Source organism: Cellulomonas sp., from assembly GCF_035634735.1.
Classification (GTDB): domain Bacteria; phylum Actinomycetota; class Actinomycetes; order Actinomycetales; family Cellulomonadaceae; genus Cellulomonas.
On sequence record NZ_DASQCJ010000215.1, the window covers coordinates 1 to 14,090 of the forward strand.

Annotated in this window: 13 protein-coding genes; all 13 read right to left on the minus strand. The window is 77.3% G+C overall.

The window, feature by feature from the left end; all coding sequences use genetic code 11:
* Positions 1-188: 188 nt before the first annotated feature.
* Positions 189-1,085, minus strand: coding sequence for a carboxylating nicotinate-nucleotide diphosphorylase (gene nadC, locus VER05_RS17355; protein WP_324846567.1), 897 nt, complete (start codon positions 1,083-1,085; stop codon positions 189-191).
* 128 nt (positions 1,086-1,213) lie between these two features.
* Entirely contained in the window at positions 1,214-2,917 is a 1,704-nt protein-coding gene (locus VER05_RS17360) for an L-aspartate oxidase (RefSeq protein ID WP_324846568.1), read from the minus strand.
* Positions 2,914-3,489: an aspartate 1-decarboxylase gene (panD, locus tag VER05_RS17365; RefSeq protein ID WP_324846569.1), complete on the minus strand. Its 576-nt coding sequence runs from the start codon at positions 3,487-3,489 to the stop codon at positions 2,914-2,916. The genes VER05_RS17360 and panD overlap by 4 nt, the downstream gene beginning before the upstream one ends.
* 2 nt (positions 3,490-3,491) lie before the next feature.
* Positions 3,492-4,382, minus strand: a complete 891-nt coding sequence (gene panC, locus VER05_RS17370; protein WP_324846570.1) for a pantoate--beta-alanine ligase — start codon at positions 4,380-4,382, stop codon at positions 3,492-3,494.
* Positions 4,379-5,482 carry a Rossmann-like and DUF2520 domain-containing protein gene (locus VER05_RS17375; protein ID WP_324846571.1) on the minus strand — a complete coding sequence of 368 codons (1,104 nt, stop codon included), beginning with the start codon at positions 5,480-5,482 and terminating at the stop codon, positions 4,379-4,381. The genes panC and VER05_RS17375 overlap by 4 nt, the downstream gene beginning before the upstream one ends.
* The gene (locus VER05_RS17380) at positions 5,479-7,215 is read right to left on the minus strand and encodes a PH domain-containing protein (protein WP_324846572.1); all 1,737 of its coding nucleotides are present in this window, start codon (positions 7,213-7,215) and stop codon (positions 5,479-5,481) included. The genes VER05_RS17375 and VER05_RS17380 overlap by 4 nt, the downstream gene beginning before the upstream one ends.
* Positions 7,212-7,808 (minus strand): PH domain-containing protein, encoded by a 597-nt coding sequence (locus tag VER05_RS17385; RefSeq protein ID WP_324846573.1) that lies wholly within the window; start codon positions 7,806-7,808, stop codon positions 7,212-7,214. Before VER05_RS17385 ends, VER05_RS17380 begins: the two co-directional genes overlap by 4 nt.
* Before the next feature lie 92 nt (positions 7,809-7,900).
* Positions 7,901-8,398: a DUF3180 domain-containing protein gene (locus VER05_RS17390; RefSeq protein WP_324846574.1), complete on the minus strand. Its 498-nt coding sequence runs from the start codon at positions 8,396-8,398 to the stop codon at positions 7,901-7,903.
* A complete protein-coding gene (gene folK / locus VER05_RS17395; RefSeq protein ID WP_324846575.1) occupies positions 8,398-9,795 on the minus strand; it encodes a 2-amino-4-hydroxy-6-hydroxymethyldihydropteridine diphosphokinase in 1,398 nt (465 codons plus the stop codon). Before folK ends, VER05_RS17390 begins: the two co-directional genes overlap by 1 nt.
* A complete protein-coding gene (folP, locus tag VER05_RS17400; protein WP_414647650.1) occupies positions 9,792-10,685 on the minus strand; it encodes a dihydropteroate synthase in 894 nt (297 codons plus the stop codon). The genes folK and folP overlap by 4 nt, the downstream gene beginning before the upstream one ends.
* Before the next feature lie 43 nt (positions 10,686-10,728).
* Entirely contained in the window at positions 10,729-11,331 is a 603-nt protein-coding gene (gene folE, locus VER05_RS17405) for a GTP cyclohydrolase I FolE (RefSeq protein ID WP_324846576.1), read from the minus strand.
* Between the two features lie 2 nt (positions 11,332-11,333).
* Entirely contained in the window at positions 11,334-13,361 is a 2,028-nt protein-coding gene (gene ftsH, locus VER05_RS17410; RefSeq protein ID WP_324846577.1) for an ATP-dependent zinc metalloprotease FtsH, read from the minus strand.
* Between the two features lie 130 nt (positions 13,362-13,491).
* The gene (hpt, locus tag VER05_RS17415) at positions 13,492-14,046 is read right to left on the minus strand and encodes a hypoxanthine phosphoribosyltransferase (RefSeq protein ID WP_324846579.1); all 555 of its coding nucleotides are present in this window, start codon (positions 14,044-14,046) and stop codon (positions 13,492-13,494) included.
* Positions 14,047-14,090 lie beyond the last annotated feature (44 nt).

Genomic DNA, 14,090 nt, shown 5'->3' on the forward strand with positions numbered 1-14,090 from the left:
CGCGGGACGCCGACCGGGTACGGCTCGACGCCCTCCGCCAGCATCCGGTCCCGCTTCTCGCGCCGGACCCGGAGCTGCTCGGGGAGGTCGTCGGCGGCGGGGGCGGCGTTCTGCTGGGGCTCGGTCACGCCCGGAATCCTACCGAGCGGGCGAGGGCCCGGCCGTCACGGGCGCGGGGCCCGGTGGCGTCAGACGCCCTCGACCAGGTCGAGCGCCAGGTCGAGGATCGGCGACGAGTGCGTGAGCGCCCCGACGGACAGGTAGTCGACGCCGGTCGCGGCCACCTCGGCGGCCCGGTCGAGCGTGAGGTTGCCGGTCGCCTCGAGCTCGACCCGCCCGGTCGCGCCCTCCCCCGCGCGCACGGCCTCGACCGTGGCGGCGAGCACCGGCGTCGGCATGTTGTCGAGCAGCAGGAACCGCGCGCCGACGCCGACCGCCTCGAGCGCCTGCTCGGTGGTGTCGGCCTCGACCTGGATCGCGACGCCGGGGAACCGCTGCCGCACCGCCTCGACCGCCGCCGCGACGCCGCCGGCCGCCACCACGTGGTTGTCCTTCACCATGGCGACGTCGTGCAGGCCCATGCGCTTGTTGGTGCCGCCGCCGCGCCGCACCGCGTACTTCTCCAGCTCGCGCAGCCCGGGGGTGGTCTTGCGGGTGTCGAGCACCTGCGCGCCGGTGCCGGCCAGGGCGTCCGCCCAGCGCCGGGTGTGCGTGGCGACCCCGGACGCGCGGGACGCGAGGTTGAGCGCGGTGCGCTCCGCGACGAGCAGCGCCTGGACCGGGCCGGTGAGCACGGCCAGCACGTCGCCCGGGGCCACGGCGGTGCCGTCCGGGACCCGCTGGTCGACGGTCGCGGGAGCCAGCCCGAGGCGGTCGGTGACCTGCCGCAGCACCTCGGCGACGACCGGCAGGCCGGCGACGACCCCGGCCTCGCGGGCGACGAGGTGCGCCACGCCCGGGACGTCGGGCGCGACGGTGGCCTGGGTGGTGACGTCCCGGCCCGGCGCGGGGCCGAGGTCCTCGTCGAGGGCGACCGCGACGGTGCGGGCGAGCCAGGCGGGGTCGAGGGCGTCGGGCGTGGTCACGCCGGCCAGCCTAGGGCCGCGCGCGGGGCCGCCCGGACGTCCGACGGCCCCGGGCGGCCACCCCGCTGTCGGCTGGTCGGGCACGCCGAGCGTGGCCGGGGTCGGTCCCGGGGCCGCGCGTGGGGGCGTCAGTCCTGGGGGGCGCGGCGCTGGGTCAGCTCGCCGTCCGGGCCCAGGGTCGCCTCGATGCGCACCAGCCACCGGGCGTCGTCCCGGTCCGGGTGGTCGCTGCGCAGGTGGCCGCCCCGGGTCTCCCGCCGGGTCGCCGCCGTGGCGGTCAGCACCGTCGCGACCTGGTGCACGTTGGTCGTCTCCCACTCGGCGACCTGCGGGTCGGCGACCGGCTGCTCCCCGCCGGCGACGGCCCGGTGCGCGTCCGTGCGGACGGCCGCGAGCGCCTGCGCGGCCGCCGCCAGGCCCGCCGCGGACCGCAGCACGCCGGGCCCGTCGGTGGCGATCCGCTGCACCCGGGACCGGGCCGCGCCGGCGACCAGCGCCTCGGGGCCGGGCCGCTCGACGGGCTCGGCGGGCCGCAGCGTCCCCGCCTCGACGCGGCGCGCGATGTCGTGCGCGGCGCGGTGCGCGAACACCAGACCCTCGAGCAGCGAGTTCGACGCCAGCCGGTTGGCGCCGTGCACGCCGGTGCACGCGACCTCGCCGACCGCGTACAGCCCGGGCAGGGTCGACCGGCCGACCAGGTCGGTGACGACCCCGCCCGAGTGGTAGTGCTGCGCCGGCGCGACGGGGACCAGGTCCGTGGCCAGGTCGAGGCCGTGCTCGGCCAGCCGGGCGCCGATGGTCGGGAACCGGCGGCGGATCCGCTCGGCCCCGAGGTGCCGGGCGTCCAGCAGCACGTGGTCGCCGCCGGTGCGCGCCATCTGCCGCACGATCGCCTTGGCCACGACGTCCCGCGGCGCGAGCTCGGCGAGCGGGTGCACGCCGGTGAGGAACCGGTGGCCGTCGACGTCGACCAGGTGGGCGCCCTCGCCGCGGACCGCCTCGGAGATGAGCGCGAGCTGGCCCTTCACGCCGGCGCCGAGCCAGAGCACCGTCGGGTGGAACTGCACGAACTCCATGTCGCCGACCGCCGCCCCCGCGCGCAGCGCCGCGGCCAGGCCGTCGCCGGTCGCCTGGACCGGGTTGGTCGACGACCGGAACACCTGGCCGATGCCGCCGGTCGCCAGCACCACGGCGGGCGCGAGCACGGCGCCGACGCCGTCCCGGCTGCCCTCGCCGATCACGTGCAGCGTGACGCCGCACACCGGGCCGGGCCGGCCGTCGCGGCCGGGGGCGCCGGTGAGCACGTCCAGCACGAGGGCGTGCTCGATCACCTCGATGCCGGGGTCCGCCTGCACCGCCGCGAGCTGCGCGACGAGCGCGCGGGAGATCTCGGCGCCGGTGGCGTCGCCGCCCGCGTGCGCGACCCGGTCGGCGTGGTGGCCGCCCTCCCGGGTCAGGCTGAGCGTGCCGTCGGGCTCGGTGTCGAACACCGCGCCCCGCGCCACGAGCTCGCGGACCCGCGCCGGGCCCTCGGTGACCAGCACCTCGACGGCCCGCGGGTCGCACAGGCCGACGCCGGCGACGAGCGTGTCCCGCAGGTGCGCCTCCGGGGAGTCGGCCGGGTCGAGCGCCGCCGCGATGCCGCCCTGCGCCCACACCGTCGACCCCGAGACCAGCCGGTCCTTGGTGACCAGCAGGACGCGCGGCACGCGCGTGCGCAGCTCGAGGGCCGCGGTCAGGCCGGCGATGCCGGAGCCGACGACCACGGCGTCGGCCCGGGCCGTCCAGCCCGGCGCGGGCGCGGCGAGCCGGCGGGCCAGCCGCGCGGTCACCGCCCGGCGCCCGCGTCCCGCCCGGCGTCGTTCGCCCCCGCCCCCAGGTCGCTGCGCACCGGGTGGTCGCCCCCCTCGGGGGTCGCCCCGGGGGTGCCGGCCGCGGCGCCGTCCCGCTCCACCAGCGTCCGGCCCTGGTCGAACGGCACGCCGCTCGGGTGCAGCCCCGAGGCCGCCGTCCAGGACTCCGGCACGGTGCCCGGGTCGTGACCGGTGTCCATGATCCGGTTCTCGGCGTCGACCAGGACGACGTGCGGCTCGTAGGTGCGCGCCTCGGCGTCCGAGAGCATCCCGTAGGCGATGAGGATGACCACGTCGCCCGGGTGCACCAGGTGCGCGGCGGCGCCGTTGATGCAGATCTGCCCCGACCCGGCCTCGCCGGCGATCACGTAGGTGGTGAGGCGGGCGCCGTTGGTCACGTCGACGACGTCGACCTGCTGCCCGGGCAGCAGGTCGGCCGCCGCGAGCAGGTGCGCGTCCACGGTGATCGAGCCGACGTAGTGCAGGTCGGCCTGGGTCACGGTCGCGCGGTGGATCTTGCCGATCATCATCGGCCGCTGCAGCGAGGTCATGGTCACGCCCACCTCACGTCGGAGTTGTCGATCAGCCGGGTCGCGCCGACGGTGGCCGCGAGCGCCAGGACGGCCGTGCGGCCGGCGAGGTCCGCCGCCGTCCCCGTGACGTCCTCGAAGGTCACCGGGTCCACCACGGCGACGTAGTCGGTCCCCACGGCGGCCCCGTCCAGCACCGCCCGCGCCGCGGCGAGCACCGCGGCCGGGTCGCCGCCCGCGTCCGCCGCCGCCGAGCCGGCCGCGAGCGCCCGGCTCAGCGCGAGCGCCTGCTCCCGCTCGGCCGCCGACAGGTAGGCGTTCCGCGAGGACAGCGCGAGGCCGTCGGCGTCCCGGACGGTGGGCGCGCCCACGACCTCGACCGGCACGTCCAGGTCCCGCACCATGCGGCGCACCGCGGCGAGCTGCTGCACGTCCTTGCGGCCGAACAGCGCGACGTCCGGCGCCACCAGGTGCATCAGCTTGAGCACGACGGTCAGCACGCCGTCCAGGTGGCCCGGGCGGGTCGCCCCCTCGTAGACGGTGCCGACCGCGCCGGCGGACACCCGCACGCCCGGGTCGCCGTCGGGGTAGACCACCTCGGGGGCGGGGGCGAACACGACGTCGCCCTCCCCGAGCAGGTCGGGGCCGGTCAGCAGGCCGAGGTCGCCGTCGAGGTCCCGCGGGTAGCGGTCGAGGTCCTCGGCGGGCCCGAACTGCAGCGGGTTGACGAAGATCGTCACCACCACCTGCTCGCCGCGGGCGCGGGCCTCGCGCACCAGCGACAGGTGCCCGGCGTGCAGCGCGCCCATCGTCATCACCACGGCGCGGCCGCCGGCCGGGCGGGCGGCCAGCGCGGCCGCGAGCTCGGGGCGCGTGCGCGCCAGCGTGGGGGCACCCGTGCGTGCCTCGGTCATCCCTGGTCCTCCTGGTCGGCGCCGGGCCCGGCCGTGCCGCCGCCCGCGCCCTCGTCGTCGTGCGCGCCGTGCACCGTACTCCCGTCCGGTCCCGGTGCGTGAGCCGGGCCAGCGCCACCCGGGGGTCCGCCGGGCGCCGGCGCGGCCCCGGGGGCGGCCTCCGCCGCCGGGTCCCCCGTCGCCAGCACCTCCAGCAGCGCCCGCCCCTGCTCCGCCCGCAGCAGCCCGGCCGCGAGCGCGCGCCCGGTCGCCGCGCGGGACAGCGCCCGGTAGGACGCCGCCACGTCGGTCGCCCCGGTGCGGACGCCGAGGCCGGTCAGCTCGTCGAGGTGGTCCCGGACGGTGCCCGCGTCGCCGCGCCGCACCGGGCCGGTCAGCGTCGTGACGGCGCCGTTGGTGACCTCGCCCTCCGCGTCGCGCCCGCCGCCGGCCGACTCGGCCCGCAGCGCCCCGTCCAGGGCGGCGGTGAGCAGCGGCCGGAGGACCGCGCCGGGGTCGGCCACGCCCGCGGCCGCGAGCGCCTGCCCGGCCTGCGCGACCAGGACGACCAGGTGGTTCGCTCCGTGCGCCAGGGCCGCGTGGTAGAGCGGCCGCGCGGCCTCGTCGAGCACGACCGGCTCGCCGCCCATCTCCACGACGAGCGCCTGCCCGATCGGCAGCACCGGGGTCGGGGCCGTCACCGCGAAGGTGCAGCCGACCAGCCGGGACAGGTCGAGCGAGGTGCCGGTGAACGTCATGGCCGGGTGCAGCGCGATCGGGATGACCCCCTGCGCGCGCGCCGGGTCGAGCACCGCGGCCCCGTACCGGCCGGCCGTGTGCACGACGATCTGCCCGGGCTGCCACGCGCCGGTCGCCGCGAGGCCCGCCACCAGCTCCGCGAGGGCGTCGTCCGGCACCGCGAGCAGCACCAGCTCCGCGCGGCGCACCACCTCGGGCACGTCGAGCACGGGCACGCCCGGCAGCAACGCGTCCGCCCGCTCGCGGGACGCCTCGGACACCGCGCTCACGCCGACCACCGGGTGCCCGGCCGCGCGCAGCGCGCTGCCCAGCACCGCGCCGACCCGGCCCGCGCCGACGACGCCGATCCCCAGCCGCGTCATGCCCGGCGCATCCACTGCTCCGGCCCCGCCCCGGCGCGCGCAGACCTGGCCCGCGCCGCCTGCTCGTCGAGCAGGCCCGCGGCGACCCGCTGGTCGAGGTGGTCCACCCGCGGCGACACCGGCCCGGGCGTCGAGTGCAGCTGGAACGACGCCAGCCCCAGCCGGCGCTGCAGCGGCCCCTGCTCCAGCCCGAGCGACTGGGTCCGCTCGTGCGGCACGACGACGAGCTGGCGCACCAGCACCCCGGAGCGCAGCACCAGCGCGCGGTCGGTCACGGTGACGCCGTGCCGGCGCCAGCCGATCGGGTCGAGCCAGCGCGACCGGCGCGGGGCCACGGCCCAGCCGCCGTCGGCGGTCCGGCCGGCGAGCCCGGCCTCGACCAGCGCGCGCGGGTCCTCGGTGCCCAGGTCGGGCAGCACCAGCCACAGGGCCAGCATCGCCTCGTCGCGGGTGCCGACGGGCAGCAGCACGTTCTCGGTCTGCGTCTGGTCCCCGTTGCTGCCGTAGCCCGCGACGTTCACCTCGACCCGCCACCAGTCCGGCTTCCGCCAGAGCAGCCCCTGGGTGACGCGCACGGCCTGCACGCGGCCCGGCGGCACGGTCTGCGCCCGCGACTCGGTGAGGCCGTGCCGCAGCCGGATGCCGTCGGGGGAGATCGCCGCGCGGAAGTTCGCCCCGCGGTTGAACCTGGTCCAGGTGTACGACACCACGCCGAGCAGGGCCGGCAGCAGCGCGAACGCCGAGCCGACCTGGCCGGTGCCGACGATCAGCGCGCCGACGGCGCCCAGCATGACGACGAGCCAGATCGTGGCCGAGGAGAGCAGCGTCGACGCCAGCAGCCGGCCGACCGGCACCTCGTACACCGGGCGCTCGGGGGCGACGGGCGCGGCGCCCTCCCAGCCGCCGTCGGCGTCCGGCTCGACCGGGAGCGTGAGGGCGGCCTCCGGGTCGGCGGTCGCGGGGTGGTCGGTCGCCGGGACGGCGCCGGGGGCGGTGGTGGCCAGCGGCGGCGCCGCGGGGCCGGCGGGCGCGGCCGCGGGGTCGCCCGGCGCCGGGTGCGCGGGCGCGCCCGCGGGCCGGGGGCGGCGCCCGGGGTGCAGGCCCGCGGCGCGCGCCAGCAGCTCGGCGCGCAGCTGCTCCGCCTCGGCCTCGCGCAGGAACGCCAGCGACACCGCGGACCCAGCGCCGCCGGCGACCTCGAGCCGCAGCTCGGACAGCCCGATGATGCGGGCCAGCAGCGGCTGCACCACGTCGACGGCCTGCAGCCGGTCGAGCCGGGCCTGCCGCTGCTGCCGGAACACGACGCCGGACCGCAGGTGCACGGCCTCGTCGGTGACCGCGAACCGGGTCATCCGCCACGCGATCGCCGAGTAGCCGAACCCGATCAGCGCGACCAGGACGACCACGCCCGCGATGACGAGCCAGGCGCGGCCGCCGAGCCACTCGGCCAGCTGGCGCACGTCGTCGGCGGCGTTCCACGCGATGATCGCGAGCACCGCGGCGAGCACCTTCCAGCCCTTCACCGCGGGGGTGACGGGGTGCATCCGGCGCCAGGCCAGGTCGTCGGCGGGGGGCGCGGGCTCCGGGGCGGGGCCCCCGGCGGCACCGGCGGCGGGGACGCCCGCGGCGGGCGCGCCGGCCGCGGGCACGCGCGCGGCGCCCGGCCCCGCGCCCGGGACGACGCCCCCGGCGGGCAGCGGGCCGGCCGCGGGCAGCGGGCGGTCCTCGGTCACAGCCCCGCCAGCCGGGCCTCGCCCCGGGACGCCAGCTGGTCGCGCAGCCGCGCGGCCTCGGCGGTCGGCAGCCCGTCGATCGAGGCGTCGGTGCCGGGCGAGGCGGTGTGCAGCTGCACGGACGCGATGCCGAGCTTCCGGGCCAGCGGCCCGGCGGTCACGTCGACGTACTGCATGCGGCCGTAGGGCACGACCACCATCGAGCGGAACAGGATGCCGCGGCGCAGCAGCAGGTCGTCCGCCCGCTCGGCGTAGCCCATCGCGCGCACCTGGCGCGGCACCAGCCAGACGACCCAGGCGACGAGCGCGACGACGACCGCGGCCGACGCCCACACCCAGACCGAGCCGGTGACGGCGGCCACGACGACCAGCGCGACGAGCGGCACGGCGAGCCACGCGAGCCCGACCAGCAGGCGGGCCGAGGCCAGCCGCGGGGACACGGGGGTCCAGTCGACGCCGGCCGGCTCGAACGGCTCGCTCTCCCGCACGGGGGCGGCACCGGGCGCGGGACCCGGCGCGGGCGCACCGCCGGGCGCGGCGGCGGGCGCGGCGGCGGGCTGCGGGTGGGCGGCGGCACCCTCGGGCGTGCTCATGCGCACCATCCTCGCATCGCGCGCCCCGGCGACGCCCGGGACCCGCCCCGGCCCGGCCGCGACCGGCCCCCGGGCCGCGGCGGCCTCCGCGCTCAGCCCGCGGCGGCGTCCGGCGACGCGTCGCGCGGCGACCCCGGCGCCTCGTCCGGGTCGTCCCCCGGCGGGATGCGGCAGATCCACTCGACGACGAGCCCGGCCGCGGCCAGCACCAGCGCGCCCAGCACCGCGAGCCCCGCGGCGAGCGCGCGCTCCCGCTGCGCCTCGATCCCGAGGTCGCCCAGCACGTCGAGCACCTGCGCCGCGTACCACCCGGTGAGCAGCGCGCCGGTGTAGCAGGACGCCTTCGCGAGCACGGCGGTCCGGGCCGCGCGCATCGGGTCGAGCGTGGGGTGCTTGCCGCGCAGGTACTGCCGCACCGACCAGCCCATCGCGAGCACGACGGCGGCGATCAGCACGAGCACGCCGACCATGAGCCACGGCACCTGCGGCAGCACGACGCCCCGGCTGCCCAGGGCGCGGACGACGAGCCAGCCGACCGCCGCCGCGACGACGGCGATCAGCACGAGGGTGCGGACGCGGGTGCGCTGCATCAGGGGTCCTGCCGCCCGGCGGGGGCGCCACCGGCGGGGTCGGCCCACGCGACCGGCCCGCCCAGCGGGTCGGACAGCGGGTCGGGCAGCGGGTCGCCCGCCGGGGCGCCGTCGTCGGCCGCGCCGCCCGGGTCGGGCTGGGCGGCCGGCACCGGCGCGGTCAGCCAGTCGAGCGCGAGCCAGCGCACGCCGTCGCGGTCGGGCGCGGTCGCGGCGAGCTGGGCGACGGGGCCGCCGCCGAGCCCGTGCAGCACCGCGTCCGGCTGCACCTGCGCCCAGGGCTGGAGCACGAACGCGCGCTCGTGGGCCCGAGGGTGCGGGAGCTCCAGGTCGTCGGTCACGGCCGAGACGTCGCCGTACACGATGATGTCGACGTCCAGGGTGCGCGGGCCCCAGTGCACCAGGCGCTCGCGCCCGTGCCGCCGCTCCACCTCGGACGTCGCGCGCAGCAGGTCGCGGGGCGACAGCGTGGTGCGGGCGATCAGGACCGCGTTGAGGAAGTCGGGCTGCTCGGGGCCGCCGACGGGCGCGGTGCGGGCCAGGGCCGACACGTCCAGCACCTCGAGGCCCGGCGTCGCGGCCAGGTCGGCGACCGCGTCGCGCAGGGTGTCCTGCGCCGCGCCGAGGTTCGAGCCGATGGCCAGCACGACCTCGACCGGGGCGTCCGGGGCGGCGTCCAGGGCGTCCTGCACCAGCTCGGCCTCGACCACCTCGTCCTCCGCGTCCCAGGCGTCCGCGGGGGCGCTCGGGACGGGGCCGGCCGGGGCGGGCGGCAGCGCGAGGTCGGCGGGTGCGGGCACGGGCTCGAGCGGCAGCACCGCGGTGGCCCCCGGCCCGGCGGGCGCGGGCGGCGCGGCGGCGGGCGCGGGGGCGACGGGCGGGAGCCCCGCGTCCGCGGGCGCGGCGGCCTCGGCGGCCGCCGCGGGCTCCGGCGCGGCCAGCCCCTCCGGCAGCCACCGCGGCGCGTCGTCGGGCACCGGCTCCGCGGCCGGCAGCCAGGTCCGGTCCCGGCGCACCTCCACCACCACGTCCCCGAACGGCACGGTGATCGGCGCCTGCGGCTTGTGCACGGCGACGTCGACGCACTGCACCTGCGGGTGCGCGAGCACGGTCGCCGCGATCCGCTCGGCCACGGTCTCGACCAGGTCGGCGGGCTCGCCGGCGAGCACGGTCGCCACCTGCTCGGCCAGCACGCCGTAGTTGAGGGTGTGCCGCAGGTCGTCGGTCGCCGCGGCCCGCCGGGTGTCGAGGTGCGCGACCACGTCGGCGACGAACGTCTGCCCCTCGCGGCGCTCGTGGGAGAACACCCCGTGGTAACCGGTCGCCGTCACGCCGACCAGCCGGATCCGGTCCAGCCGGTGGCCGTCCCGCCCGGGCACGTCCGCCTCGTCGCTCATCCCTCGTCCTCCCCGGACGGCGCCGCCGCCCTCCACCGGGCCGCGACGCGCACCGCGTCCGCCGTACCCCGTACCTCGTGCACCCGCACGCACCACGCCCCCGCCGCGGCGGCGAGCGCGGACACCGCCGCGGTCGCCGCGTCCCGCTGCTCCGGCGGGACCGGCACGCCGTCCTCGCCGGCCAGCAGGTGGCCCAGGAACCGCTTGCGGGACGCGCCGACCAGCACCGGGAACCCGTCGGCGACGAGCTCCGGCAGCCGCGCGAGCAGCGGCCAGTTCGCGGACCCCGGCTTGGCGAACCCGAGCCCCGGGTCGAGCACGACCTGGTGGTCGGCGACCCCCGCCGCGCGCAGCTCCGCGACCCGGTCGGCGAGCTCGCGCCGCACGTCGGTCACCACGTCGTCGTACTCCGCGAGGGAGTCCATGACGTCCGCGTGGCCGCGCCAGTGCATCGCCACGTACACCACGCCGGTGCGGGCGACGACGTCGCGGATCTCCGGGTCGGCCAGGCCGCCGGACACGTCGTTGACCACCACCGCGCCCGCCGCGACGGCCGCCTCCGCCACCTCGGCGCGCGTGGTGTCGACGCTGACGGCCGCGCCGCGGGCCGCGAGCTCGCGGACCACGGGCAGCACCCGGTCCAGCTCCTCGGCGACCGGCACCCGCGCGGCGCCCGGGCGGGTCGACTCGCCCCCGACGTCCAGCAGGTCCGCCCCGTCGGCGAGCAGCGCCAGCCCGTGCGCGACGGCGGCGTCGGGGGCGAACCACCGCCCGCCGTCCGAGAACGAGTCGGGCGTCACGTTCACCACCCCCATCACCAGGGTCCGGCCCGCACGACCGGCGGCGGTCGGCGCGGGCGGGAGCGGCGAGGGGGGACGCACGCCCGTCAGCCTAGGCGGTCGGCGGGGGCGCACGGGACCGGGGCCGGGGCCCTCAGCGGCCGAGGACGAGGCTCATCGCCTCGGCCCGGGTGGCCGGGTCCCGCATCTGGCCGCGCACCGCCGACGTCACGGTGCGGGAGCCGGGCTTGCGCACGCCGCGCATCGACATGCACAGGTGCTCGCACTCGACGACCACCAGCACGCCGCGCGGCTCGAGGACCTCGACCATGGCGTCCGCGATCTCGCCGGTCATCCGCTCCTGGACCTGCGGCCGCCGCGCGTACACGTCGACCAGCCGGGCCAGCTTGCTCAGGCCGGTGACCTTGCCGGACTGCCCCGGGATGTAGCCGATGTGCGCGACGCCGTGGAACGGCACGAGGTGGTGCTCGCAGGTCGAGTACACCTCGATGTCCTTGACCAGGACCATCTCCTCGTGGCCGATGTCGAACGTCGCGCTGAGCACGTCGTGCGCGTCCTGGCGCAGCCCGGCGAAGATCTCCTGGTAGGCCCGGGCCACGCGGGCCGGGGTGTCCCGGAGCCCCTCGCGGTCGGGGTCCTCCCCCACCGCGAGCAGCAGCTCCCGGATCGCCGCCTCGGCGCGCGCGGCGTCGTACGGCGGGACCTCGCGGCGCCGGCCGCGCCCGTCGGCCGCCACGCTCAGGCGTCCGGCGTCTGGCTCGGCGGCACCTCGACCGCGACGGCGGCGGGGTGCTCGTCCTTGGCCGCGGCGGCCTCGTCCTGCGGGATGACGGAGCCGTTCTGCTCCGCCTTCTCCTTGGCGGTGAGCACCGGCGGGCGGTCGGAGACCGAGCGCTGCTCGCTGGACAGCCACACCTCGCGCGGCGGGCGCTTGGTGATCGGCTCGAAGATGACCGCCAGCTCCTGCTGGTTGAGGGTCTCCTTCTCCAGCAGCTCGAGCACCAGGTGGTCCAGCACGTCGCGGTACTCGACGAGGATCTCCCACGCCTCGGTGTGCGCGGCGTCCATGAGCTTGCGGACCTCGACGTCGACCGTGCCGGCGACCGTCTCGGAGTAGTCGCGCCCGTGGCCCATGTCGCGGCCCATGAACGGCTCGCTGCCGTCGCTGCCGAGCTTCACGGCGCCGACGCGCTCGCTCATGCCGTACTGCGTGACCATCTTCCGGGCCGTGGCGGTGGCCTTCTCGATGTCGTTGCTGGCGCCGGTCGTCGGGTCGTGGAACACGAGCTCCTCGGCCACCCGGCCGCCCATGGCGTACGCGAGCTGGTCGAGCAGCTCGTTGCGGGTGGTGGAGTACTTGTCCTCGGTCGGCATGACCATCGTGTAGCCGAGGGCCCGGCCGCGGGGCAGGATCGTCACCTTGGTCACCGGGTCGGTGTACCGCAGCGCCGCCGCCACCAGGGCGTGGCCGCCCTCGTGGTACGCGGTGATCTTCTGCTCCTTGACCTTCATGACGCGGGTGCGCTTCTGCGGGCCGGCGATCACGCGGTCGATGGCCTCGTCCAGCGCGCGGTTGTCGATGATCTGCGCGTTCGACCGGGCGGTGAGCAGCGCGGCCTCGTTCAGCACGTTGGCCAGGTCGGCGCCGGTGAAGCCCGGCGTGCGGCGGGCGACGGCCTGGAGGTCGACGTCGGTCGCCATGGGCTTGCCCTGCGCGTGCACCTGGAGGATCCGCTCGCGGCCCTTGAGGTCCGGCGCCTCGACCGACACCTGCCGGTCGAACCGGCCCGGGCGCAGCAGCGCGGGGTCGAGGATGTCGGGGCGGTTGGTCGCCGCGATGAGGATGACGTTCGTCTTGACGTCGAAGCCGTCCATCTCGACCAGCATCTGGTTGAGGGTCTGCTCGCGCTCGTCGTGGCCGCCGCCCATGCCCGCGCCGCGGTGCCGGCCGACGGCGTCGATCTCGTCGATGAAGATGATCGCCGGGGCGTTCTGCTTCGCCTGGTCGAACAGGTCGCGCACGCGGCTGGCGCCCACGCCGACGAACATCTCGACGAAGTCCGAGCCGGAGATCGAGTAGAACGGCACGCCCGCCTCGCCCGCGACCGCGCGCGCCAGCAGGGTCTTGCCGGTCCCGGGCGGGCCGTACAGCAGCACGCCCTTCGGGATCTTCGCGCCGACCGCCTGGAACTTGTCCGAGTCGGAGAGGAACTCCTTGATCTCGTGCAGCTCCTCGACGGCCTCGTCCACGCCGGCGACGTCCGCGAAGGTGACCTGCGGCGTCTCCTTGGTGACCAGCTTGGCCTTCGACTTGCCGAAGGACATCACCCGCGAGCCGCCGCCCTGCATCGACGACATCAGGAACCAGAACAGGCCCAGGATGATGACGAACGGCAGCACCAGCGTCAGCAGGCTGCCCCACCACGACTGCTGCGGGACGTCGGAGGTGTACCCGCCGGACGGGTCGGCGTCGGCGATGGCCTCCACCACGGTCGGCCCCTGCGGCACGACGTAGTAGAACTGCACGTTCTTGCCGAGGTTGTCGCCGTCCTTGACGAAGTCCTCGGAGAGCGTGAGGTCGACCCGCTGCGAGCCCTCGGTCACCAGGGCCTGGTCGACCTTGCCGTCCTTCAGCAGCTCGAGGCCGTCGGAGGTGTCGATGCGCTGGACGCCGGAGGACATGAAGGCGCTGGCCGCGATCCACAGGATCACGACGGCCACGATGATCCACAGGACGGGTCCGCGGGTGAGGCGCTTGAGTGTCATGGGCAGACGGGGGCAGGCCCCCTCGTCCCTCCGGTCGCAGGGGTGGAGTCTTCAGAAGTTACACGCCGAACCTGGCTGCCCGGCCCGTGTTCGCCCAGGGCTGGACGCGCCCCCGCGCGGCGGCCGGAGGTCAGGACGAGTAGACGTGCGGCGCCAGGGTCCCGACGAACGGCAGGTTGCGGTACTTCTCGGCGTAGTCGAGGCCGTAGCCGACGACGAACTCGTTCGGGATGTCGAACCCGACGTAGCGCACGTCCACCTCGACCTTGGCGGCCTCGGGCTTGCGCAGCATCGTCGCGATCTCGACCGACGCCGGGCCGCGGCTCCGCAGGTTGGCGAGCAGCCACGACAGGGTCAGGCCCGAGTCGATGATGTCCTCGACGATCAGGACGTGCCGGCCGGTCAGGTCGGCGTCCAGGTCCTTGAGGATCCGCACCACGCCCGACGACTTGGTGCCGGAGCCGTAGGACGACACCGCCATCCAGTCCATCGCCAGCGGGGTGCTGATCCGGCGGGCCAGGTCGGCCATCACCATGACGGCGCCCTTGAGCACGCCGACGAGCAGGATCTCCCGGCCGGCGTAGTCCTCGTCGACCTGGGCCGCGATCTCGTCCAGGCGGGTCCCGAGCTGCTCCTCGGTCAGGAGCACGCGCTCCAGGTCCGCGCCCATGTCCTCCACGTTCACCGCTGCGGGTCTCCCTCGTCGTCCGGCTCGACGGCCCGGCGCTG

Excerpts from the sequence above, each read along its gene's own strand:
- panC (WP_324846570.1), bottom strand. The coding sequence starts at position 4,382 with ATGACCGAGGCACGCACGGGTGCCCCCACGCTGGCGCGCACGCGCCCC.
- panD (WP_324846569.1), bottom strand. The coding sequence starts at position 3,489 with ATGACCTCGCTGCAGCGGCCGATGATGATCGGCAAGATCCACCGCGCG.
- VER05_RS17375 (WP_324846571.1), bottom strand. The coding sequence starts at position 5,482 with ATGACGCGGCTGGGGATCGGCGTCGTCGGCGCGGGCCGGGTCGGCGCG.
- folK (WP_324846575.1), bottom strand. The coding sequence starts at position 9,795 with ATGAGCGACGAGGCGGACGTGCCCGGGCGGGACGGCCACCGGCTGGAC.
- VER05_RS17390 (WP_324846574.1), bottom strand. The coding sequence starts at position 8,398 with ATGCAGCGCACCCGCGTCCGCACCCTCGTGCTGATCGCCGTCGTCGCG.
- VER05_RS17385 (WP_324846573.1), bottom strand. The coding sequence starts at position 7,808 with ATGAGCACGCCCGAGGGTGCCGCCGCCCACCCGCAGCCCGCCGCCGCG.
- ftsH (WP_324846577.1), bottom strand. The coding sequence starts at position 13,361 with ATGACACTCAAGCGCCTCACCCGCGGACCCGTCCTGTGGATCATCGTG.